This is a genomic window from Lutimonas vermicola, assembly GCF_038433205.1.
Lineage (GTDB): Bacteria > Bacteroidota > Bacteroidia > Flavobacteriales > Flavobacteriaceae > Lutimonas > Lutimonas vermicola.
This window is the reverse complement of record NZ_JBCDNA010000003.1, coordinates 166361-189662: the sequence shown is the minus strand read 5'-3', so window position 1 is coordinate 189662 and position 23302 is coordinate 166361. Positions and strand designations below refer to the sequence as shown.

Genomic DNA, 23302 nt, shown 5'->3' with positions numbered 1-23302 from the left:
TAGTTAGTAGGCAAAAGTAATCAAAAAAAAAAACCTACACTTTAATATCTTTTAAAGTGTAGGTTTTCAATTTTTAAAGACCAAATCCTTAGAACCTGAATCTTATTGTAGAGTTCCATGTTCTTCCCCAACCAAAAAACACTCTGTTTCTTGTATTAATGCCTTCCCAGGTGTCATCCCCGGCCTCAGCATGAATGTTCGTATCTGATTCGGAAATATAAAGAGCATCAAAAAGGTTATTTATATTGACACTGAATTCAAGTGAATTATTTCCCTTTAAGTTCCAGTTATAAGATAAACGCGCATCCATAAGGTTATATGAAGGCAATTCTAATGATCCGTCATTGTCTGCACTATCAAAATCTGTAACATCTATATCGGCATATAAACTGCTTGCTAATCTCCAGTTAAGACCGGCTCTAAAGTTTTTAAAGAAAGTGTAATTGGCACCTAAAGCTGCAGTTACCTGCGCTGCATCACCTACTTTAACCCCGTCAAGATATAAGGTTGATGAACCTACATAGTTTTGACTTTCATCGAAAAGATCGGCTTCAGCATTTCCTTCATATTCCCAGTTACCGATTGAAGTCATACCATTGATGCTTAAATTAGCTAAAACTTTCCAAACGAAATCTATTTCAAGACCCGTATGCACTTGTTTTACACCGCTGTAATTGGCTGTTCCCCTGAATTCATCAATAGTAACAGAGCTGGTTTCAAACCTGTCTTCCCATGACGTTCTGTATAAATTCGCATTGGCTGAAAACTTTGCACTTCTGTAACCATACCCTAATTCAAACCCTATGATTTTTTCATTAACCAGATCAGGATTCAAATTGTTTCCAAAATTGATGAAAACAGCATCGAACTTAGGTTGTTTTGAATAATACCCACTATTAAAGAATACATTGTGGTTTTCATTGATGTTATAGTTCAATCCACCTTTAATGTTACCACCTGCAATATTTTCTTTTTCAGATTTCTGGTTCTCAGGAGTCTCATTGAAATATTCAACCCTTTGGAAGCCCTGGTTAGAGAATGACCCCTGAATAAAAGCAGACACAATCTCATTCGTATATTCAACTTGTCCAAATAAACCTACCCAGTTTACAAGACCATCATTGTAATAATCAATTTTTTCTTGGCTGTCAATATCATCCCATGGGTTCCAGCTTGCCTTAGCTTCTACAAAATCCTTAGGCTCAATTAGGTTTCCAGAGGCTGGCTCGTTCCTATTGTCATAGTCAATATAGTTGTCAGCACCCAGAACATCATTTACAGTTCTGTAATGAATTCCTTTATAAGTTCTAAGGTCAGCTCCTACGTCAAAACTCCAGTTTTCATTGATGTCGTCATGAAAGTTAATAATGGCTCCGTACCAGTTATGAGAGTTCATAGAAGCTCTTCTTGAGATACCGTTATCTGAACCATTTCTTCCACCTCCGTCAGGATGTCCATTATTTCCTGTGTTTGAAAATGTACCATTGAATTGTGTCCTGTCATCACCAAAGCTTGGTACTGATTCACCACTGTTCCAAGCAAAGATATTATCAACAGGGATCAAACCTGCACGAGTTTTCAATTGGTATTGGCGTCTTCCGTTAATTCTGCCAATCTCACCGGTTCCACCTCCACGACCCCAAGAGCCATAGACAACTGTAGACAGCCTCATATTTTCATTAAGTACCCATTCCCAGTTCAATGACATTACTGGTTTGTGGTAAAAGTTTCTTCTGAAACCATATTCTTTTCCATTTAAGAAACCCCAGTCACTGTTGTATTTTCTGTTAGGTTCTGTGGCATCAGGATCTGGACCCTTTTTTTGGTATAACTGATGATCGGCAATTGAAGGAGCAAAACTCTTTTGGTGGTGCCATTGAGGCGCACCAGTAAAGATGAATTGTAAATCATGCTTTTCGTTTACTTTATAGCCTAAACCAATAAAATAATTGTCTCCTACATATTTTGTACCGTCAATATAACCATCACCTTGTGAATGACTGATCAATACGCTTGCAGAAAAGCCACTTTCAAGTAATCCGGTGTTATATGACCCTAAAACTTTTGACGAATTATCATGGCCGAAAGTAGTAGCCAAAGTTCCTCCCTTACGTGCAGTAGAAGTTTGAGTAACAATGTTTATGGTACCACCTACAGATGAAATGGCTAATTTGGAAGATCCCAAACCACGTTGAACCTGCATTGCAGTAGTAACGTCAGCTAATCCTGCCCAGTTTGACCAGTATACCCAACCGTTTTCCATATCATTAACTGGCTGACCATTGATCATTACCGCTGTATTGGCCTGGTCAAATCCACGAATATTGATTCTTTCATCTCCAAAACCACCACCTTGTTTGGTGGCATATACAGAAGGAGTAAGGTTTAAAATTTCAGGTAATCCCTGAGTTCCTAAATTTCGCTGAATATCAACCGCTCTGATAGTAGATACAGCAACAGGAGTTTTTCTGTCTTTTGCTATATCAATAGTACCTGTAATAACAACTTCATCAAGTACATTTTCATCGCTTGATAAAGAAATGGTTCCAGCATCGATATTCTGACCGCTTATAGCAGTAAAAGGAAATTTTGTAGTAATCATTCCAACAAAAGAGATTTCCAGTACACCACTTCCTTCCTGAACCTGGATCGAAAATTTTCCGTCAAAATCAGTAGTAGCTCCATTGGAAGTCCCCTTTTCCAAAACATTAGCCCCCGGAACGGGTCCATTAGCATCAACAACAGTCCCACTAACTGTTGTTTGAGAATAAATAACTGCTGTCATTAAAAATAAGACAAGAGTTATAAACTTTTGAATAGTCTTCATAAGTAGTTTAATTTGAGTTAATAACTGCCGCAAAACTACTTAAAAAAATAAAATTGAATGTTAAAAAAAGGCTATTTCTTTTAACAGAATTTAACAATTAGTTAACTAATAATTTATTTGCTAATTCTTTACCTAATTCCACACCAAACTGGTCAAAACTATAGATATTCCAAATAATTCCCTGTACAAAAGTCTTATGTTCATAAATGGCAATAAGCGATCCAAGGCTTCTTGGGTCAAGTTTTTTGATCAAAATAGCGTTTGAAGGCCTGTTTCCTTCGAAAACCTTGAAGGGCAAGAGGGTGTTAATTTTCTGTAGATCACCTGAAACTTTCATGTCAAGGTGCACTTCCTCAGCAGATTTTCCTGCGAATAAGGCCTCTGCCTGAGCGTAATAATTGGCCATCAATTTTTGATGATGATCTTCGTTGCCATATAAAGATTCTTTAAAGCCTATAAAATCAACCGGTATCAATTTAGTTCCTTGATGGACAAGCTGCATAAAAGCGTGCTGAACATTGGTACCAGTATTTCCCCAGATGATGTTTCCCGTTTGATAGGTCACTTTTTCACCATTACGATCAACTGATTTTCCGTTGCTTTCCATCGAAAGCTGCTGTAAAAAAGGAGCTAATTTTTGCAGGTATTGGGTATAGGGAATAACTACTTCAGATTCAGATCCGAAAAAATTATTATACCAAATACTTATGACTGCAAGTATCACCGGGATGTTATGACGAAATTCTGTTTTTCTAAAATGCTGATCCATGGCGTAGGCCCCATCCAGAAAATTTTTAAAATTATCAAATCCGATGGCAAGACTAATAGACAAGCCAACAGCACTCCAAAGTGAATACCTTCCTCCAACCCAATTCCACATCGTGAAAATATTGTCTTCGGCGATACCAAAACCTTTCACTTTTTCCAGGTTGGTCGAAACGGCTACAAAATTATACTGTATATCATTTTCGGTTGCAGATTGAAGGAACCATTTTTTAATGGTTTCGGCATTTGTAAGGGTTTCCTGCGTTGTAAATGTTTTCGAAACGATAACGAATAAGGTGGTTTCAGGATCTAATTCTTTCAATACCTCAGCTACATGATCGCCATCTATATTTGATACAAAATGGGTCTTCAAGTGATTTTTATAATAGTGAAGCCCTTCAACAACCATGTTCGGCCCAAGATCAGATCCTCCGATACCAACATTAACCACATCTGTAAATGGCTTTCCGGAATACCCTTTAAATTCCCCTTGGACTACCTCTTGGGTAAACTTCTTGATTTTTTGCAGCGTTTCATGTACTTCCGGCACGATATCCTGACCATCCACCAGTATTGGTTCAGTATTGTTATTTCTCAATGCAGTATGCAATACAGCTCTGTTTTCAGTAGCATTGATCTTGTCACCTCTGAAATACTTTTCAATAGCATCTTCCAGTTTACTTTCCTTAGCCAATTGAAGCAAAAGGGTTAAAGTTTCTTCTGAAATCCTGTTTTTGGAGAAATCGAGATGAAGATCTTCAAATTTCAGGCTCATATTTTTTTTTCGGTCTGAATCTTCCAGGAACAAAGATTTCATATGAATATCTTTAATGTCTTTATAATGTTCAGAAAGTTCCTTCCAGGAAGCTGTCGTTGTAGGATTTATATTTATTAATGACATGATAATTTCAATTTAAGTATTTTTTATTCAGCTGATAAACTAGCTGCGACTTCAGTTTCCAAATAACTGTTTGGAACAGCATCCAATTGTTGTTTTATTGGAGATATATATGTAAAATAATCGTCTTTTAAATGCTCCTTGATAGGTGCTGCAGAAGGTAGTTTTTGTCTAAAGGGATCCACTTGTTTACCATTTTTCCAGAAACGATAGCAAACATGTGGACCGGCTGTATTTCCGGTCATTCCCACATAGCCTATCACATCTCCCTGCTTCACATAATCTCCCTTTTTCACAGCTCTTTTTTTCATGTGCAGGTATTGCGTGCTATAGGTTGAGTTGTGCTTGACTTTTACATAGTTCCCATTGCCGCCTTTGTATCTTGATTCGATTACGGTACCATTGGCAGTAGTCATGATCGGAGTACCTACATTGGCAGCAAAATCAGTACCTCTATGTGCTCTTACCTTATTGCCATAATATTTGATCCTACGTTTTAAGTTATACCTGGAAGAGATGCGGCTAAACTTGATAGGTGACTTTAAAAATTGTCTCCTCAGGGTTTTGGCATTCTCATCGTAATAATCATTGATGTTTTTGGTTGAATCAGTGATAAAATTAAAGGCATAGATAGGATTGTCTTTATGAACGAAATAGGCGGCTTTGATATTTCCTATGCCCACGGGAATAGTATCATTGATATATTTTTCCTCGTAGATCAGTTTAAAATTGTCTCCTTTTTGAAGGTGAAAGAAATCAATGGTCCAGGCATAGATATCACTCATCTCATGAGCCAGTATATAATTCAGGTTTTGCCCTTCGATGGCTTCTGACAAGGATGATTCAATGATACCTGTAGCGGTTTTTTCAACAATTTTGACCTCTTTTCGACCAAATTTGGTTTGTATGGAATCTGTGAAGTCAACAATGAGATATTCAACCTTGTTGGGCTGATAGATAAACACCTGAGCGCGCTCGGTTGTATCATTTTTTGCGAGAATCGTATAGGGTTTTCCTGCCCGTAACTTTCTGATATCAAAAGTATCCCTGGCTGCCGTTGCGATCTTATAAATTTCTGGGTAATCAATATGGTGACGGTCGAGGATCTCACCAAAACTTTCGCCGCTTCGAATGGTGTCCTTGATAACCTTATAGTTGTTTAAAATATATCCAAATTCTTCAATAATAATGGGTTCAACTTTTTCGACAATTTCGGTCTCGGCGACTTCTTTATTTTCCTTTTGGCAGGAACTCAAAAGAATTAATCCGAGAATAAATACAATAGTTATCTTCACGTTTGAATTATTTTCTAACAACGCTGCAAATTTATCGAATTTGATAAATAAATAACCTTAAGATTAGTTAAAAATTCACGGAAAAGGATGAACCAATCCATTATATTCAATTAATTCGGCTTTGGCTGCACCTACCAGCAAAGAAGCTTTTATTTTTACAGGGATTTTATTCTCGTCATCACTGATCCAAAGCGTCACATTTTCTTCATCTTTAAAAACCCTTCCTTTTTGAACAAGGGGCCTGATCTTTATTGTCTTAATTTTCCCAAAGTTGGTTTTAATGGTTTCTCTGCTCAGAATCATGAGTTTGATAGGATTCATTTTTCCGTCAAAAAACATATTTATCGAGATAGAATCACTTTCTTTAAGTCCTGTAAAATCAACTCTCCGCATATAATAGAAGGAAGAAAGCATGTCTTGTACGTCATTTTGTATAAAAAATGACTTCTCTTTGTTTTTTTTATGATTGATCTCCTTTACCTGATGTGCATTAAAATCAAAAAACAGTTCTTTATCCTGTGTATACCCGCCTTCATCAATTTTTCTGATGAAGTGATTAGGTTGTAACCCCGTTTCTGTAAAATAGCTTTCGTAGATGTCTAAAACAGGAAACAGAAAATGAACCATTCCTGTTGTCCATCCTGTAGCTACTGTGTGCATCAGGGTATCACTTTTTTCATTGCTTTCTTTGAGCTCCACAGTTGCGATACCGGCATTTATGAGCCCATATTGTATTTTATATTTCAAGAATTCACCGCGCTGAAATGATAAAGTCTCATTTTGCGATTGTGTGTTTAGAGAAAATAAAAGCAAGATTATAGGCAACAACCTGTTCATATCGGCAAATTCTAATATTAAGCCACAAATACTGGGTTTTTCATAGACATCGAAACCTAAGATATCAAAATTTATACCAATTTTCTAGTCTTTTTTGGTTTGAAAGTTCTCTATCCCTTCATTGAGCCAGGCCAAATAGTCATCAATATCAGGATTATAAGCAGAATACTCGTTCAAATTATCTCCATTATGATCCAGCAAAACATAATAAGGTTGCGCGTTCGCCTTATATTTCTCGATCTGAAATTCACTCCATTTTTTCCCTATGGTGCTTACCTTTTTCCCATTGATTGAAGAGGTGTATTGCTCTTCAACAGGAAGTGCTCTTTTGTCATCAACATACAAGGATATCAGTATGATATCATTTTTCAGTATCTGTAAAACCCTGGAATCAGACCAAACCCTTTCTTCCATTTTACGGCAATTTACACAGGCATGTCCAGTGAAATCAATCATAACCGGCTTGTTCACCTTTTTTGCATAGGCCATACCGTCCTCATAATCGAGAAACGCAATAATATCATGAGGCCCAAGATGAGCTCCTTCAGGAACTTTTGTGCTTGAGTTACTGCCCGTGTCACTGAGTTTTGTATATCCAACCCCGTAAGAAGATTCACTGTAATGCATAGGAGGAGGGAAGCCGCTGATCAATTTTAAGGGGGCTCCCCAAAGTCCCGGGATCATATAGATGGTAAAGGCCATCACAACCAACCCAAGGCTTAGTCTACCCACTGAAATATATGGCAAATCTGAATCATGTGGTAATTTGATCTTTCCAAACAGGTAAAGTGCCAACGCTCCAAAAATGGTGATCCAGATGGCTATAAAAACTTCTCTTTCGAGCCAATGTCCCTGAAGGACCAAATCAGCATTTGATAAAAATTTAAATGCCAGGGCCAATTCTAAAAACCCTAAAAATACTTTTACTGTATTGAGCCACCCTCCTGATTTTGGCAGGGAATTCATCCAGCCCGGGAAAGCTGCAAATAATGAAAAGGGCAAGGCAATTGCCAAAGAAAATCCCAGCATACTGACCACGGGAGCTGTACCGCCTTGGGCCGCCGCAGCCACAAGAGCTGTTCCTACTATTGGACCTGTGCATGAAAAGGAAACAATAGCAAGTGCGAGAGCCATAAAGAAAATGCCAATAAGACCTCCTCTGTCTGCCTGTGAATCAACTTTGGTTCCCCAGGAACTGGGCAGCGTAATTTCAAAGGCGCCTAGAAAAGAAACAGCAAAAATGATGAGTAACAGGAAGAATACCAGATTGAACCATACATTTGTAGATAGTGCGTTTAAGGAATCTGCACCAAAAATAGAAGTCACAACAGTTCCAAGCAAGACATACAGGAAAACGATGGAAACTCCAAAAAGAAGCGCATTTCTTATTCCTATTGCTTTTGTTTTGCTTTGTTTTGTAAAGAAACTAACCGTCATGGGGATCATCGGAAAAACGCAAGGAGTTAGAAGTGCTGCAAAACCCGCGAAGAAACTCAAGATGAAAAGCGTCCATAAGCTTTTCTTTTTTTCTTTTTTAGTTTTACTCACGATGCCCTCCGGTTCAGTTTCTGAAACATCTTTGGACGCTTCGTCTGCTATTTCTGCTTTTTGAAGAAAGTCGTTTTGGGTTTCCCCTTCAATTTCTGCAGTTGCCACACCGGCTTTTCCTTGAAGATTGAAGCTGAGATCCACTTCGGTAGGCGGCAGGCAATTTGTATCATCGCAAACCATAAATTCCAGTATCCCTGTTATATTGACCTCATCCGTTGAAAGTAACCGTATTTTTTGTTTAAAAACAGCCCGGGTATCAAAATACTTGATATTCATTCCAAAGACTTTGTCAAATTCTTCATGACCTTTACCTTCTGAAGGCACACCAATTAGCTGAAAACTATTGGGTTCCTCATTAATTTTTATACTTGTTGGAATCGGACCTCCTTCAGGAACGTTTTGTGAATAAAGGTGCCATCCTTCTTCAATACTGGCCGAAATCACGAGTTGAAAATCAGAATCATTGATCTTTTCCACAGAGGTCTCCCAAGAAACCGGATTATAAATCTGTGCATATGATCCTGTTACAAAAAGAAAGATGAATAAAAATAACGTTGAAATAAATTTCATATGTTTAAGGTTGCTTTTAATATGTTTTTTGTTTTATCGGAAACTATGTACCGGTTATCACTTCTTTTTCCAATGACCCAAATGATATGAGTACCGGAACAAAGTAACCAAATATTTTCTTTTTGTAACAGAGAGTACTTCTCGTCTTTAAAAAATTTGCTCAATTTTTTTTTACCTGCCATACCGATAGGATAAAAATAGTCGCCTTTTTCCCATTTTCTTACAGTTAAGGGATATGTTAACAGATCTTTATCAAAATAAGCTGTTTCAGGACCTGTATCAATCCGCTCATGAGACCAGCGTTTTGTCAAATGAATTGATTCCATGAGCAATTGACCGCCGTCAAGAGCAATAGATTTTTGATTTTCCTGCAGCTCAACAACAGTTTCTGCATCGTCACACTCATCAATTTTACTGAGAAGCAAAAACCCCCTGTCTTTTACAAGCCGATGACTTTTTGAGTATACCTGTTTTCCTGACTGACTGCTGAGCAATGACCTGATATCCTTATACTGGTTAAAACCATAGGGATGAAAAAGCTGGTACAAATAAGCAACGTTATTCGACACCTCAGATAGTTTGTCAACTTTGAAACGCATAAGATAAGGATCTGAATTGCTTCCTTGTTCAATAATTAAGTCCTTTAAGGCCTTTATTCTATCATTTACGATATCTCTGCTTCCTTTTAGGTGTGAGATCGTAGATTCAAATGTTTCTAAAAACGAGGGATTAAGATCCTTGAGTAATGGAATCAGATCGGCACGTATTCTGTTTCTGAGGTATTTGTAGTCCTGATTACTCAAATCTTCCCTCCAGACAAGTTTTTGACCTGTGGCATATGAAAGAATTTCTTCTTTGTTGAAAGGTAATAAAGGTCGAAGGATATACTTGCTTTTTTCAGGGATTCCACACAAGCCGTCTATACCTGTTCCTCTCGATAAGTTGATAAAAAAAGTTTCCATATTGTCATCGGCATGATGAGCCGTGAGCAAATAGTCGTATTCGTTTTCTTTTAGTAACTCCTCAAACCATTGGTATCGAAGATCTCTTGCTGCCATTTGAACAGAGCACCTGTGAAGCTTTGCATATGCTTTGGTATCAAATTGAATAACATGTAAATTCAGGCCATAGTTCACAGCCACAGACCTCACAAGGGCTTCGTCTTTAGCAGCATCTTCACTTCTCAAACCGAAATTACAATGGGCCAGGTTTAATTCCATGCCCAACCGTGAGAGCAGGTCCATTAAAACCATACTGTCAACACCCCCAGAAATAGCGAGGAGTAATTTTTTGCTTTCCATCTCCTGGAAATTTTCCTGCAGGTATATTTTGAAACGGTCGAACAATGATGCCTTATTGAAGTTTTCCTGCTGCAAAGTTATGCTATTTAACAAAAAGGGATAAAAAAAGTCCTTACTAAACCATTTTCGTTTACTAAGGACTTTTTTAGGGTTTGTACATCTTAATTTTTTACAAGAAGATTCTTATTATTGACCTCTAATTCAGAGAGCACCGTTAAGGCTTCTTCCATGTAAATATCTTTTTTCAAATTTTTGTGCCAGATTTCGCGTTTTTTGGCAAGAATTGAATCTTGTTCCATCATTGGTATTTCGTATGAAGGTGAATTAAAAGTTAAATTACTTTCATACAGGGCAATGTCTTCAAAGGCTTTACTTTCCTTTTCTCTTTGCTCTATTTCTTTTTTGTATTTCTCATAGTTCAAATTCACCAATGAGTTATCACGCCCTTGTTTTAACCACTTGGCATTCTCATCGATAATAATAAAATGAGGATTGTCCGCAATTCTTTTCTTGCTATCATTGACAACGGTATGGAAATTTGCATAAATATCGACAGGTGTATATTCAGCAGGTTGGATTTTATCCCAACTTAGTGGATTTTTCTCATCACGCTCACCTATTTCAAAGTAGGTATATTTATCAGGCATGGCAATATCACTTTCTACCCCTTTCAATTGGGTTGACCCCCCGTTGATGCGATAGAATTTCTGAATCGTCATTTTTAAGGCTCCTAAATCCTTATCATATTTGAAATAATTATTCAAAGGGAGCACATTTTGTACGGTTCCTTTTCCAAAAGACTGCTTGCTTCCAATGATAACAGCCCTGTTATAGTCTTGCATGGCAGCAGCAAATATTTCAGAAGCCGAGGCACTTAATTCATTCACTAAGACAACCAACGGACCGTTCCATTGAATTTTATTGTCCTTATCGGATCTAATATTCGGTTTTTCACCACGGTACTTAACCTGAACAACCGGGCCGTCACTAATAAAAAGGCCTGCGATTTCTATAGCTGTTTTTAAAGATCCTCCTCCATTATTTCTAAGGTCGATCAATAAACCTTCAACGTTTTCATCTTTCAGTCTGGCGATTTCCTGCTCCATATCAGTGGCCGAATTTCTAAAATTCCTCTCATTAAAGTCAATGTAGAACTTTGGAAGGTTTATCACTCCAAATTTGCGCTGATCAACTTCAACCACGCTTGACTTAACAAAGGTTTCTTCCAATTCAACAATGTCTCTGACAATAGAGATCACCTGAATAGAACCATCTATTTTCTTTACAGTTAGCCTTACTTCGGTACCTTTCTTTCCTTTGATGAATTCAATCGCATCATCAAGTCTCATTCCCACAATATCAACCGGCGTTTCGTCAGACTGACCAACCTTTAAAATAAGGTCACCTACTTCTAATTCCCCACCGCGCCAGGCAGGACCTCCTGAGATGAGTTCTGCAACGCGTGTATAGTCTTCCCTTTTCTGAAGCCTTGCTCCAATGCCCTCCAATTTTCCAGCCATGCTGATATCAAACCGTTTTTTGTCTTTTGGAGCAAAATAATTGGTATGAGGATCGAATTGTATGGTCATCGTATTGATAAATATCGCAAACCAATCGGTTTCATCAAGCTCCGACATTAAGGTGTACAAATCATCCAGACTTTTCTCAGCAGCTTCACGAGATTCTTTTTCCAGCTCCTCAAACGATTTAATCACCATTGGTTTTTCATCTGACGCATCAAGCCCCTTATCACCTGATTTATCATTTTTTGCCATTGATTCCTGAAATTGAATTTTTTCATGAAGTCTTGACAAGGTGCTAACTTTTAATTGCATTTGCCAATTCTTGATCAACTCTGCCTGACTTGAAGAAAAGTTTTTCTTGTCATAGTCAACATTAAAACTGTCGTCTGTGCTGAAATCAAAAGGTTTTTTAAGGATCTCCCTGTAAAAGCTTTGAGATTCAAGAACACGTTGATTGAAACGATCCATGACCACATTGTAGAAGGTCAGGTCCTCACTTTTAATCTGGTCGTCTATCAGAAACTCATATTGCGAGAACTCTTCAATATCGCTCATTAGAAAAAACCTCTTGTAAGGATCTAATGCGTCGATAAAATCAGTAAATATTTTTTCAGAAAAATTATCGTCAATTTCATGTGGCTCATAATGTCCTTGTTTCAAGGCATATCTAACAAGGCCAATTAAAATTTTATCTTTTTCCGGATCAGGATTATTTGCTATTTGAAAGCCAAATAACATCCCGGCCACAATGATCAAAGGAAAAATTATTTTATACTTTTTTTTCATACAGAGGGAAATTTTTTTTCATTTATTCGCTACATAAAGTTATCAACATTCGGACCAAGATAATGAAAAACGTTATTTTTCATTCAATAAATGACAATTAGTCCGACAAATGTCTGCAAAATTCACAAAACAGAACACAATACTAGCTATAAATTCACGATTTGGCTCATAATTAAATGTTAAACATAAACTTCAGACGGTAACTCCAAAAGTTTTATTTTTGTCTTAAATTCTTTTCAAATGCAAAAACGACCCTTGATCCTGGTTACAAATGACGACGGCATTACGGCACCCGGGATTCGTACATTAATCTCCGTCATGAATGAAATAGGAGATGTGATCGTAATTGCTCCAGATAGCCCTCAAAGCGGAATGGGTCATGCTATAACTTTGGATTCGACGATTTATTGTGATGCAGTCACTATAGATGAGGGACCTCAATTGGAATATCGATGCTCCGGGACTCCGGCTGACTGCGTAAAGATGGCAATCAGTGAAATTCTCAATAAGAAACCCGATCTTTGTGTTTCCGGTGTAAATCATGGTGCGAACAGTTCAATTAATGTTATTTATTCAGGGACAATGAGTGCGGCCGTTGAAGCAGGAATTGAGGGAATTCCTGCTATTGGATTTTCTCTTCTGGATTATTCGTGGAACGCGAAATTTGATCATCTTAAAAAGCATATTAAAAGCCTTGCACTTAATGTGCTGGAACGCGGATTGCCGGATGGAGTTGTTCTCAACGTGAACTTTCCAAAAATTGCAGGGGATGATTTTAAAGGGATTAAAATATGCCGGCAGGCCAGGGCTAATTGGGTGGAAGAATTTGATAAAAGGGTAAATCCACAAGGCAAGGAATATTATTGGCTCACTGGAAAGTTTATAAATCTGGATCGAGGAGAAGATACAGATTTATGGGCGCTTAACAATAATTATATAGCAGTGGTACCCGTTGGATTTGATCTAACGGCGCATCATTTTCTCCCCTCATTGAATAACTGGAAATTATAATGAAAAAAGAAATTTTAATTGGATTCCTGGTTGGCCTCATTGCAACGGCCTTTGGTTTTTTTATCTATGTCGAATTTGTATCGACGTATAGCTTTGAAGAAACCATCAAAATACTGAATGAAGGCAATTTGTATGGAAAAGTCCTTGGCCTGGCAGCTATTCCAAACTTATTTGTTTTTTTTATTTTTTTAAAAAAGAAACAGGATTTCAGAGCAAGGGGCGTATTAATTGCTTGCTTTTTTATAGCCTTTTTGATTTTGATCAGTAAATTTTTATAAAGCCCGATATCAATATAACTTAAATTGATCGTATTTTGAAATATTACATTATTTCGGGAGAAGCCTCAGGAGACCTCCATGCTTCCAACCTTATGAAAGCACTTAAAATTGAAGACAGTCATGCTGATTTCAGGTTTTGGGGCGGTGATTTAATGCAGGAAGTTGGTGGCACCATGGTGAAGCATTACAAGGACCTTGCTTTTATGGGATTTGCCGAAGTAATTATGAACCTGAGAACCATACTCAACAATATTAAGTATTGTAAAAAAGATATTCTTGAATACGCTCCGGATGCACTGATCCTTGTAGATTACCCGGGGTTTAATTTAAGGATTGCCGAGTTTGCCAAAAGGAACCAAATCATTGTACACTATTATATTTCGCCACAGATTTGGGCCTGGAAAGAGAACAGGATAAAAAAAATCAAAAGAGATGTTGATCAAATGTATGTCATTCTTCCTTTTGAAAGAGAATTCTATGAAGATAAGCATGATTTTCCGGTACATTTTGTAGGGCATCCTTTGCTCGATGCCATTGCTGGCAGAAAGCCAATTAATCCATCAAAGTTTGCAAAGGAAAATGGATTGAATGAAAAACCCATTATAGCCCTTTTGCCTGGAAGCCGAAAGCAGGAAATTTCAAAGATGTTATCTGTCATGCTTAAAATGGCTCCCAAATTTGCGGATTATCAATTTGTAATAGCAGGGGCTCCCGGGCAGGACATTTCTTTTTATCACAAATTTATAAGCGAAGAAAATATTGCAATCGTAATAAATAAAACCTATGACCTTCTGTCTGTTAGCACGGCAGCTCTCGTAACTTCGGGTACAGCAACCCTGGAAACAGCACTTTTTAAGGTCCCCGAAGTGGTATGTTATAAAGGAAATGAGATTTCTTATCAAATTGGTAAAAGACTGGTCAATGTGAAATATATTTCACTGGTTAATCTTATTCTTGACAAGGAAGTCGTTACAGAATTGATTCAGGACGAATTTAACGAAACCAATCTGGAGAATGAATTGTTTAAAATTCTGGACTACAAGGAAAGGGAAATTATGTTTGATCAATACTATGAATTGGAAAGGGCCTTAGGAGGGAAAGGAGCCAGCGAAAAAACCGCAAAATTGATCACAAAATATACTTAGACAATGCCTTTCACGTCATACTGTGCAATGATCTCTGAATAAAAACTACTATTCACAAAGTCCTTCAAAGAGATCTTTGTAGTCGCCCGGAGTACTTCTTATTTTCATAAAAGTACTCATGGATAGCTCTGGCCAATGTACGGCAAGACGATACCTGCCATGTAACATAGTTGCCGTTTTACCTTGAATAATAATCTCGTATGGCATGGCCGCGAGATGGCTTTCTCCTATGATTGGAAGAAATTGTTTTTCTCCTTTCTCATCATCCAGGAACCCAATTCCAAAGACGGCAGTTTTTTGATCGTTAAATTTCAAACTGTATACAAGTTCAGCATTGCCTTTTTTTGATTTCAGGTTTTTTTCGATGGTTTTCACCCCTTCTTCAAAGCTTCCGAATTCTTTTAAGGTAACAGGGTCGCTGAAATATGGCATCATTATTTTATAATGGTATTCTCTTAATTCTTCCACAGTCATAGAACCCCCGAATTCTCTATTTTCGTTGCCTAAAGGAGAAAGTGCAGCCTTTACATCGGCGGTGACTTTTTCCAGTCCTTTGGCATGTGCATCATATGAATTCCTTAAGTAGGCCTGAAAAAGATATTCAGGATTGATATAACTGATATGGGTTCCGGGCCCATCTGCCTTTAAACCAACTTTGAGGGCCGCAGCCAGGGCTCCCCTGTCTTTAACCTTCAATGTAATCTGTTGCAGGTCTTTTCTTGAGTATACAATCACTTTAAGGGTTTGGTTGTTCTCCGCGTGATATTGACCCAAAATTTCAAAACCGGATTTAACCAGTGCATCTACCACGGATTTTTCGGTTTGTTCAAGTGAGTTCGGAGTTTCACCTACCGAAACGTAGGGGCTTATTTCCTGAGCATCCAGGTTAAAAGAGAATAAGATAACGATGATTGAAAGGTGAAATATTGACTTTTTCATTGGAGTTTTCTTAACATTTGCACAAAAATAATCAATCAGGTCGATTAAAAAACTAACAAATATCATCTAAGTTTTTTGGGGAGAAATCTTTTCTTAAAGATGACTAGAAGGATGCCACCACGCATCAACATCCAAACAAAAAATGCAATCCAGATCGCGTATAATTTCAAATCGAAATAATCACCGATCAGTAAGACAGGTATAAAGCCAAGAAAGGTAGAAGCTAAAAGCGTATTTCTCAAAAGGACCGCTTCTGCAAGTCCTTTAAAGATACCATCAAAAACGAAAGCAACAGCATTGACGGGTTGCATCAAAAGGACAATCCAGAAAATGCCGTAGAACAATGAAAGCACTTCTTTTTCCTGGCTGAACAACAGGCCAATAGGTTCATAAAATATAAGACAGATCAATCCAAGAACTAACGATATGAAAAAGGAATACTTGTTGAGTTGACTGCTGAGTTTCCAAATTTTGGCGTATTCCTTTTGACCAAGGAATTTACCCGACATAATATTGCCTGCACTGGCATAGCCATCTATAAAAAATGCAAAGAAAAGCCATATCTGGAAAGCTATGGTCTGAGCGGCGATATAATTTGCACCGTATTTTGTTGCATAAGCATTGGCCATATAAAGGGCGATGTTTAATGAGATGGCCCTTAGGATCAAATTAAGACTAAGTGAAAGCAGGCGCTTGATCTCTGGATGAAATGGGAATTTCAGTTTGAGTGAAAAGGGAGTTTTCTTAAAAAGAAGTACCAGAGCCAAAACCGACATGACGCCCTGGGCGATAACACTTGCCCAGGCAGCCCCTTCAACCTCAAAGGCAGGAATAAGGCCTTCGACACCAAATACGAGAATAAAATCAAGGGCGATATTAAGAGAGGCGCCTATAATACTGATAACCATGGGCCAGAAGGTGTTTTGAAGACCTCTGAAAACCCCAAAAACAGAAAACACAAAGAGCGTAAAAGGAAGGCCAAAAGCCCTGATTTTATAATAGGAAACTGATTCTTCAAGAATCAATCCACTTGCGTTGTATAACTCAAAAATATTTTCGACAAAAAAAACCGTTAGTGCATAAATAAAAATACTGAGGATAACATTAATCAAAATGATCTGAGCTGGCAGATGTTGTATCTCTTTAAGTTTGTTTGCTCCAAAGTATTGGGCGATAATAGCCGAAATCGCAGACCTGGTCTGGGCAAGAATCCAAATAATAGCCGAAATAAATGATCCTGCTATACCCACTGCTGCAAGGGCTTCGGTTGGATTTACAGGAATATTGCCAACAATAGCGGTATCTGTAATTGACAACAAGGGTTCGGCAATACCTGAAATGATCGCAGGAATTGCCAGTTTATTGATTTGCCGAAAGGAGATTTTAGGAAGTTTGTTCAACGAGCCGAATGTTTACCAGGGCGAAAATAAAACAATTAAATTGGAAAATCAGACCCTCTTGATCAATTTAAAATTTCTTCCGGCACATTTTTGTTTCTCCCTGATCACGGGGATTCTGATCGGTTTTTTTTTGACTTTTCATTAGAATGGATCTCAACAGGAGCCGGTTTAATATTCATTGCTTTTATTTTATGCTATTTCAATGCCAGGAACTCATTTCACCCTCCTTTTTTATTTGTTTTATTTTCGGCCCTGTTGATGATGCAGTATGGGATGTTCATTATTACAAAGAACAAGCCCGGCCGAAACCTGATGCATTATACGCACCATTTTATCCCAGGTTCAAGTATAAGAATTTCCTTAAGAGAAGAACTTAAACACACAGGCCATTATTTCAGATTCAGAGGAGAGATCACCGGTGTCGATAAGAAAAAAACAGAGGGTGATATTTTAATTCGTATCTCAAAAGATCAAATGAGCCAGCCTTTGAGATTGGATGAATGCATTTTAACTTCCACAGAGCCAAAGGAAATAGGGAAAGTCCTGAATCCGGCAGCGTTTGACTTTAGAGAGTACTCTAGAAAAAAAGGCATCTATCATCAGTTGAGTTTAAGTCAGGAACAGTTCACAACGCTCCCGGCAGAACAAATGAATGTAAGAGCACTTGCGTTAATGTGTCGTGGCCGAATCATAAAGTCGTTAGGGGATAAGGGATTTACCAGTAAAGAATTTTCAGTAATTGAAGCCTTGTTACTGGGTAAGAGACAGGATCTTTCTAAAGAAACAACGTCGAGTTATCAGAATGCCGGGGCCATGCATCTTTTAGCAATTTCAGGATTGCATATTGGCATTTTACTGATGATCTTAAATGTTGCTTTAGGGCCGTTCGAGCGCTTGCGCCATGGGAAAGCCATAAAATGGGTTTTACTCATTGGATTTTTGTGGTTTTTTGCTTTCATCTCAGGATTATCCCCTTCGGTAATAAGAGCCGCAACTATGTTCACCGTGCTTTCTTTTGGAATACGTATTGGACGTTATTCACAGCTGGGCAACTATTTATTCACAGCCTTGTTTCTCAACCTGATATTTAAACCATTGTATGTTTTCGATCTTGGGTTTCAAATGAGTTATCTTGCCGTAGCAGCTATCCTTGGTATCAGTCCTTTTTTGAAATCGCTTTGGAATCCGGATCAAAAATTACTGCGCTATATCTGGAACCTTTTTGTGATTTCTATTTCCGCTCAACTTGGGGTATTACCTTTAAGTTTATATCATTTTCATCACTTCTCTGCCCTATTCGTTCTAAGCAGTATTGCCATCATTCCTTTTTTAGGGATTGTTTTGGGAATGGGATATTTTATGATAATACTTGACTTTTTTAATTTTTTGTGGCCCTTCTATGTTGAGGTTTACGCAATGATAATCACAATGATGAATCATACCATAGAGATTTTTGGAAGCATCAATACCCTGATCTTTAAAAATGTATTTTTTACTGAACCCCTTTTATATATAAGCTATCTTTTTATTGGTTTGTTAACTTTTAGCATCAGCAAACTCAATGCTAAAAGACCTGCAGCCATATTGGTCTGTTGTATTTTGCTGTTTTCAATCCTTCTTTTTGAGAAAAGGACTACCCAATCTGAATCTGCTTTTATTGTATTTCATCAGTATAAACAGAGCCTGTTTCTCAGGCGAACAGGCGATAAGGGAATTCTGTATTCGGGTTCAGGAGCTAACAGTGTTAAAGAATTGAGTTTTGTGAAAAACTATGCAAGGAACCATTTTTTACTTAATCTCTCCGAATCAGAGCAAATGTTAAACTTTTATAAAGTGGGGAATTACAACATCATGGTTATTGATCATTTGTCAATAAAAAGTGATTTTGGATTCAAACCGGATATCCTGATACTCATAAATTCTCCTCAAATAAATCTTGACAGAATTTTAGGCGAAATACGACCAAAAGTAATTATTGCCGACGGGTCTGATTTCTCTTCCTATAAGTCTCTTTGGGAAAAGTCTTGTAAACAAAAGGGTATAATTTTTCATGATACCTATAGGGATGGTGCATTCACGCTTATAAGTCATTCATAAGCTGTAACAATTTTATGTATATTTGGGCGTTTAAAAGAAAAAATATTTAAACATGAATATCATAGTTCCAATGGCTGGAATTGGTTCAAGATTAAGGCCGCATACCCTAACTATTCCGAAACCACTTACTTTAATAGCGGGGAAACCTATTGTCCAGAGATTGGTTGAAGATATTGTAAAGGTAATCGATCAGGAAGTTGAGGAAATTGCTTTTGTGATTGGACCTACTTTCCCAAAGGATACAGAAGAAAAGCTTATGACTATTGCCCGTGATATGGGTGCCAAAGGAAAAGTGTCTGTGCAGGAACAGGCCTTGGGAACCGCACATGCTATTCAATGCGCAAAGGATACATTGGAAGGACCTTGCGTGGTGGCTTTTGCAGACACCCTGTTTAAAGCAGACTTTACGTTAGACGGGGAATCAGATGGTGCCATTTGGGTCAAGCAGGTTGAAGAGCCAAGTGCATATGGGGTCGTCAAACTCCATGATGGTATTATCACTGATTTTGTTGAAAAACCGGATGAATTTATTTCCGACTTAGCGATCATCGGAATCTATTACATTAAAAATGGAGAGGTTCTTAGAGAAGAAATCCAGTACTTGCTCGACAATAATATAAAAGATAAGGGCGAGTTCCAGCTGACCAATGCTTTAGAAAACATGAAACAGAAAGGCTTGAAATTTGTTCCCGGTCAGGTCACCGAATGGATGGATTGCGGGAATAAGGAGGTCACTGTTGATACGAATAGTAAAATATTACAATTTGCGAGTCAGGAGAATGAAAACTTAATTTCCAAAAGTGTAACTTTAAACAATTCCAGCATCATTGAACCTTGTTATATTGGCGAGAACGTGGAATTGAATGATTCCGTTATAGGCCCCAATGTTTCCTTAGGGGATAATAGCATCGTGGAGAATTCAAAAATTGTCAATTCACTGATCCAGACCAATACAATAATCAAAAATGTGACATTAAAGCAAGCCATGATAGGAAACAATGCATATTTTGATGGAGAATTCAAATCAGTAAGTATAGGAGATTATTCAGTGTTGAAATAGATATTGATTATAAAAGCAACACATATAGGTATTTTTTTTGGAGTAATTTTTCACTCCTTTCTCATTATGGGACAAGAAGATGTTGTTTCCAGTGAAGAAATGTTTGTGGAACAGCAGAATATTAATTTTCAAACCTTTTTTTTCGAGGCCCTGCAGCAGAAGGCCATAGGAAATTATGACAAGGCAGTTTTCGCTTTAGAGGCATGTAACAATATTGAAAAAGATAATGTTGCCGTGCTTTTTGAACTTTCCAAGAACTATGCAATGCTCATTAAATATACTGAAGCAGAATATTATATCTTAAAAGGACTTGAAAATGAGCCTTTGAATTTGCATATGCTGCGTCATTTAAAGGAGATCAAAACCAAACGAAATGATTATTTGGGAGCTATTAAGGTTCAAAACACCATCAATAGTTTAAAACCCGAGGAAGAAGCCGACTTGGTGATACTTTATATTAAATCAGGCGAGATTGACAATGCCATCAAACTTTTGAAAAAGCTCGATGATTTGAATAAATTGCCGGAGGGGCTTGAAGCTTTAAAAGAATCGTTGTTGCAGGATGGAAGCGGGCCAATGCTGAAAATTTCGGAACCTGTCATTGAATCATCCCCCATGAGGCAGGTAGACCGGCTTAAGGAAGCGTATGCTTTGAACCGGGATTATAATACCTTGGTGACTTTATTGGAGGAACAATGGAAAACAAAACAATATCTTGATTTGCTAAAGGATAGTGAAGAAGGATTGTCATTATTTCCGGCCCAGCCAAGTCTTTATTTAATGAATGCGCGTGCCCTCAATAGTTTAAGAAAGTACAAAGAGGCTATGCAAATATTGGAAGAAGGATTGGATTATATCATTGACGATAATAATTTAACGGCCTTTTTTTATGAAGAACTGAGTCTTAGCCATAAAGCCATGGGTAACAACAAACAGGCAACCGATTTTTACAACAAGGCTTTGGATTTAAAAGATAAATAACAAGGGTAAATGAATAGAACCATTACTTTTCTCGTTATTGTTTTGACCCTGATTTCTTGTAAAAGTGCTAAGGTTTCTGATAAAAGCATCGAGATCTTATCTGCGCGTTCTGTGATCAAGAAGAATCAGTCGACCAGTTTTTCAGGAAATTCGGTCAAGGCCATGATGCAAATCAAGTACAGGGGAGAGGGTGATTATCCCAATATAAACGCTTCGTTGAGGATGGTTAAAGATTCTATTCTCTGGCTCAATTTTTCAAAACTTGGGTTTCCGGTTGCCAAGCTTATGATCACGCCTTCAGAAGTAAAATTCTATGAAAAAGTAGGTAAAACAGCTTTTGATGGAGATTTTCAACTGATCACTGCCTGGCTCGGTACCGATTTTGATTTTGAAAAAGTTCAGAACCTCTTTTTAGGGGAGGCTTTGTTGGATTTGGAATCCCAAAAATACCAGGTTAGCATAAAGGATCGACAATATGAATTGCATCCCAAGAAAAGAAATCCTATTTTTGACATTACATACAGGATAGATCCTGATCATTTTAAGGTTGTCTTTGAGAAAATAAATCATGTGGAAAAGAAACAAAATTTAACAATTTTATATAAAGATTTTCATAAAATTAGTGAATCTTTGTTCCCTAAAAGATTTTTAATCACTGCTACGACCCTGAAGATGAAAACGATCATAGATGTAAGTTTTAAGAATGTACAATTTAATGTTCCTTTGAAATTCCCCTTTGAAATACCAGCTGGTTACAGAAATATTGAACTTGAATGATATTACTTCAGGCTAACATAGAGGAATGCAAGCGTCGACCCTACCTATCGATTGATTTTCGATCTTCAATCATTTTACTTATTATACTTTGCCTTGTGCCTTTTTCAGTTGCGGCGCAGAGCAGGCAGGAGCTTGAAAAGCAACGACTTCAACTCCAAAAAGAGATTAAAGAAATCAATACGCTTTTATTTCAGTCACAAAAGAAAGAAAAAACCTTATTGTCTGACCTTTCTGATCTGGTTCAGCGGATAGGAGTCAGAACAAAGTTGATCAATACGATTAATGAAGAAACCGAACAGTTGAATCTTGAAATCAAAGAGAACGAAAGACAAGTGGATTTGCTGGAGGAAAGGTTGGAATTTCTTAAAAAGGACTATGCCAATATGGTTGTTCAATCGTATAAGAGTAAAACAAAGAACAGCCGTTTGATGTTTCTCCTTTCGTCTGAAAATTTTTTGCAGGCCTATAAGCGTTTGGATTACTTGAAACAATATGCTGCATACAGGGAACGGCAAGGAGAAGAGATCAAAGTAGAAACCATAAAGCTTCAAAACCTCAACGATTTGTTGATTGACACCAGAAGCGCAAAGGAAGAATTGATTGCCATTAACCTCAAGGAGAAGGACAGTATCAGCAAAGAAAAATCCTCCAGAGAAGTCCTGGTGAAATCAGTTAAAAAGAAGGAAAAACAATATATCGCTCAAATCAATACCAAGCAAAAGGAGGAAAAGAAAATAGAAAGAAAGATTGAAGCCTTAATTGCAGAAGCCATGGCTAATTCAAGAAAGGAATCAAATGTAAAAAGTTCGGGCTTTGCACTTACCCCTGAAGCCGTTGCTCTTGAAAAAGACTTTATATCCAACAAGGGCAAACTTCCTTCTCCTGTTGAAAGAGGAGTGATAGTAAGAAGGTACGGAAAACAGTCTCACCCAACCTTAAAGGGTATTACCATAGAAAGCAATGGCGTTTTTTACGCTACAGAAAAGGATGCCAATGCCCGTGTGATCTTTGACGGTAAAGTATTGGCTATTCAGATACTTCCTGGAAAAAAGAAAGCAGTTCTTGTGCAGCATGGAAATTATATTTCAGTCTACAAGAACCTCGATAATGTAACCGTACAAAAAGGAGACCTCGTATCGACCAAACAACTGCTTGGTAAGATCCATACCGATAAGACAACCGGAAAAACCATTTTGGCTTTTGTCTTGTTCAAAGAGATTCACAGGCAGAACCCTGAGGAGTGGGTTTATAAAATTTAGTT

The 23302-nt window shown here is 37.6% G+C and carries 17 protein-coding genes; 8 read left to right on the top strand and 9 right to left on the bottom strand.

Annotated features, from left to right (window positions below; translation table 11 throughout):
* Nucleotides 1–88 precede the first annotated feature (88 nt).
* From AABB81_RS12800 to AABB81_RS12770, 7 genes are all read right to left on the bottom strand, one after another.
* Nucleotides 89–2827 carry a TonB-dependent receptor gene (locus tag AABB81_RS12800; RefSeq protein WP_342160946.1) on the bottom strand — a complete coding sequence of 913 codons (2739 nt, stop codon included), beginning with the start codon at nucleotides 2825–2827 and terminating at the stop codon, nucleotides 89–91.
* Between the two features lie 97 nt (nucleotides 2828–2924).
* A complete protein-coding gene (pgi, locus tag AABB81_RS12795) occupies nucleotides 2925–4493 on the bottom strand; it encodes a glucose-6-phosphate isomerase (RefSeq protein ID WP_342160945.1) in 1569 nt (522 codons plus the stop codon).
* A gap of 23 nt (nucleotides 4494–4516) precedes the next feature.
* Nucleotides 4517–5785 (bottom strand): M23 family metallopeptidase, encoded by a 1269-nt coding sequence (locus AABB81_RS12790; protein ID WP_342160944.1) that lies wholly within the window; start codon nucleotides 5783–5785, stop codon nucleotides 4517–4519.
* Between the two features lie 75 nt (nucleotides 5786–5860).
* Nucleotides 5861–6532, bottom strand: a complete 672-nt coding sequence (locus tag AABB81_RS12785; protein ID WP_483099686.1) for a DUF3108 domain-containing protein — start codon at nucleotides 6530–6532, stop codon at nucleotides 5861–5863.
* A 174-nt stretch (nucleotides 6533–6706) separates the two neighbouring features.
* Nucleotides 6707–8743 (bottom strand): protein-disulfide reductase DsbD family protein, encoded by a 2037-nt coding sequence (locus tag AABB81_RS12780; protein ID WP_342160942.1) that lies wholly within the window; start codon nucleotides 8741–8743, stop codon nucleotides 6707–6709.
* Nucleotides 8740–10044 (bottom strand): tRNA lysidine(34) synthetase TilS, encoded by a 1305-nt coding sequence (tilS, locus tag AABB81_RS12775; RefSeq protein WP_342160941.1) that lies wholly within the window; start codon nucleotides 10042–10044, stop codon nucleotides 8740–8742. Before tilS ends, AABB81_RS12780 begins: the two co-directional genes overlap by 4 nt.
* Before the next feature lie 161 nt (nucleotides 10045–10205).
* A complete protein-coding gene (locus AABB81_RS12770) occupies nucleotides 10206–12353 on the bottom strand; it encodes a carboxy terminal-processing peptidase (protein WP_342160940.1) in 2148 nt (715 codons plus the stop codon).
* Between the two features lie 240 nt (nucleotides 12354–12593).
* On the opposite strand from AABB81_RS12770, the gene surE reads away from it, so the two are divergent.
* From surE to lpxB, 3 genes are read left to right on the top strand one after another with little or no spacing between them, the layout of a single operon-like run.
* The gene (gene surE, locus AABB81_RS12765; protein ID WP_342160939.1) at nucleotides 12594–13364 is read left to right on the top strand and encodes a 5'/3'-nucleotidase SurE; all 771 of its coding nucleotides are present in this window, start codon (nucleotides 12594–12596) and stop codon (nucleotides 13362–13364) included.
* Nucleotides 13364–13642, top strand: coding sequence for a hypothetical protein (locus tag AABB81_RS12760; protein WP_342160938.1), 279 nt, complete (start codon nucleotides 13364–13366; stop codon nucleotides 13640–13642). Before surE ends, AABB81_RS12760 begins: the two co-directional genes overlap by 1 nt.
* 35 nt (nucleotides 13643–13677) lie before the next feature.
* A complete protein-coding gene (gene lpxB / locus AABB81_RS12755) occupies nucleotides 13678–14787 on the top strand; it encodes a lipid-A-disaccharide synthase (protein WP_342160937.1) in 1110 nt (369 codons plus the stop codon).
* A gap of 48 nt (nucleotides 14788–14835) precedes the next feature.
* On the opposite strand, the gene AABB81_RS12750 is transcribed toward lpxB, so the two are convergent.
* Together AABB81_RS12750 and AABB81_RS12745 are read right to left on the bottom strand one after the other, a co-directional pair.
* Nucleotides 14836–15726 (bottom strand): DUF302 domain-containing protein, encoded by an 891-nt coding sequence (locus AABB81_RS12750; protein ID WP_342160936.1) that lies wholly within the window; start codon nucleotides 15724–15726, stop codon nucleotides 14836–14838.
* 62 nt (nucleotides 15727–15788) lie between these two features.
* Nucleotides 15789–17126, bottom strand: a complete 1338-nt coding sequence (locus AABB81_RS12745) for an MATE family efflux transporter (protein ID WP_342160935.1) — start codon at nucleotides 17124–17126, stop codon at nucleotides 15789–15791.
* Nucleotides 17127–17216: 90 nt separating this feature from the next.
* Here AABB81_RS12745 and AABB81_RS12740 point away from each other — a divergent pair, with 90 nt between their 5' ends.
* From AABB81_RS12740 to AABB81_RS12720, 5 genes are all read left to right on the top strand, one after another.
* Nucleotides 17217–19223, top strand: coding sequence for a ComEC/Rec2 family competence protein (locus AABB81_RS12740; protein WP_342160934.1), 2007 nt, complete (start codon nucleotides 17217–17219; stop codon nucleotides 19221–19223).
* Between the two features lie 52 nt (nucleotides 19224–19275).
* Nucleotides 19276–20283 (top strand): sugar phosphate nucleotidyltransferase, encoded by a 1008-nt coding sequence (locus AABB81_RS12735; RefSeq protein WP_342160933.1) that lies wholly within the window; start codon nucleotides 19276–19278, stop codon nucleotides 20281–20283.
* A gap of 66 nt (nucleotides 20284–20349) precedes the next feature.
* Nucleotides 20350–21264, top strand: a complete 915-nt coding sequence (locus AABB81_RS12730; protein ID WP_342160932.1) for a tetratricopeptide repeat protein — start codon at nucleotides 20350–20352, stop codon at nucleotides 21262–21264.
* 9 nt (nucleotides 21265–21273) lie between these two features.
* The gene (gene lolB1 / locus AABB81_RS12725; protein WP_342160931.1) at nucleotides 21274–22041 is read left to right on the top strand and encodes a lipoprotein insertase outer membrane protein LolB1; all 768 of its coding nucleotides are present in this window, start codon (nucleotides 21274–21276) and stop codon (nucleotides 22039–22041) included.
* Between the two features lie 95 nt (nucleotides 22042–22136).
* A complete protein-coding gene (locus AABB81_RS12720; protein WP_342160930.1) occupies nucleotides 22137–23300 on the top strand; it encodes a murein hydrolase activator EnvC family protein in 1164 nt (387 codons plus the stop codon).
* Nucleotides 23301–23302: the final 2 nt, after the last annotated feature.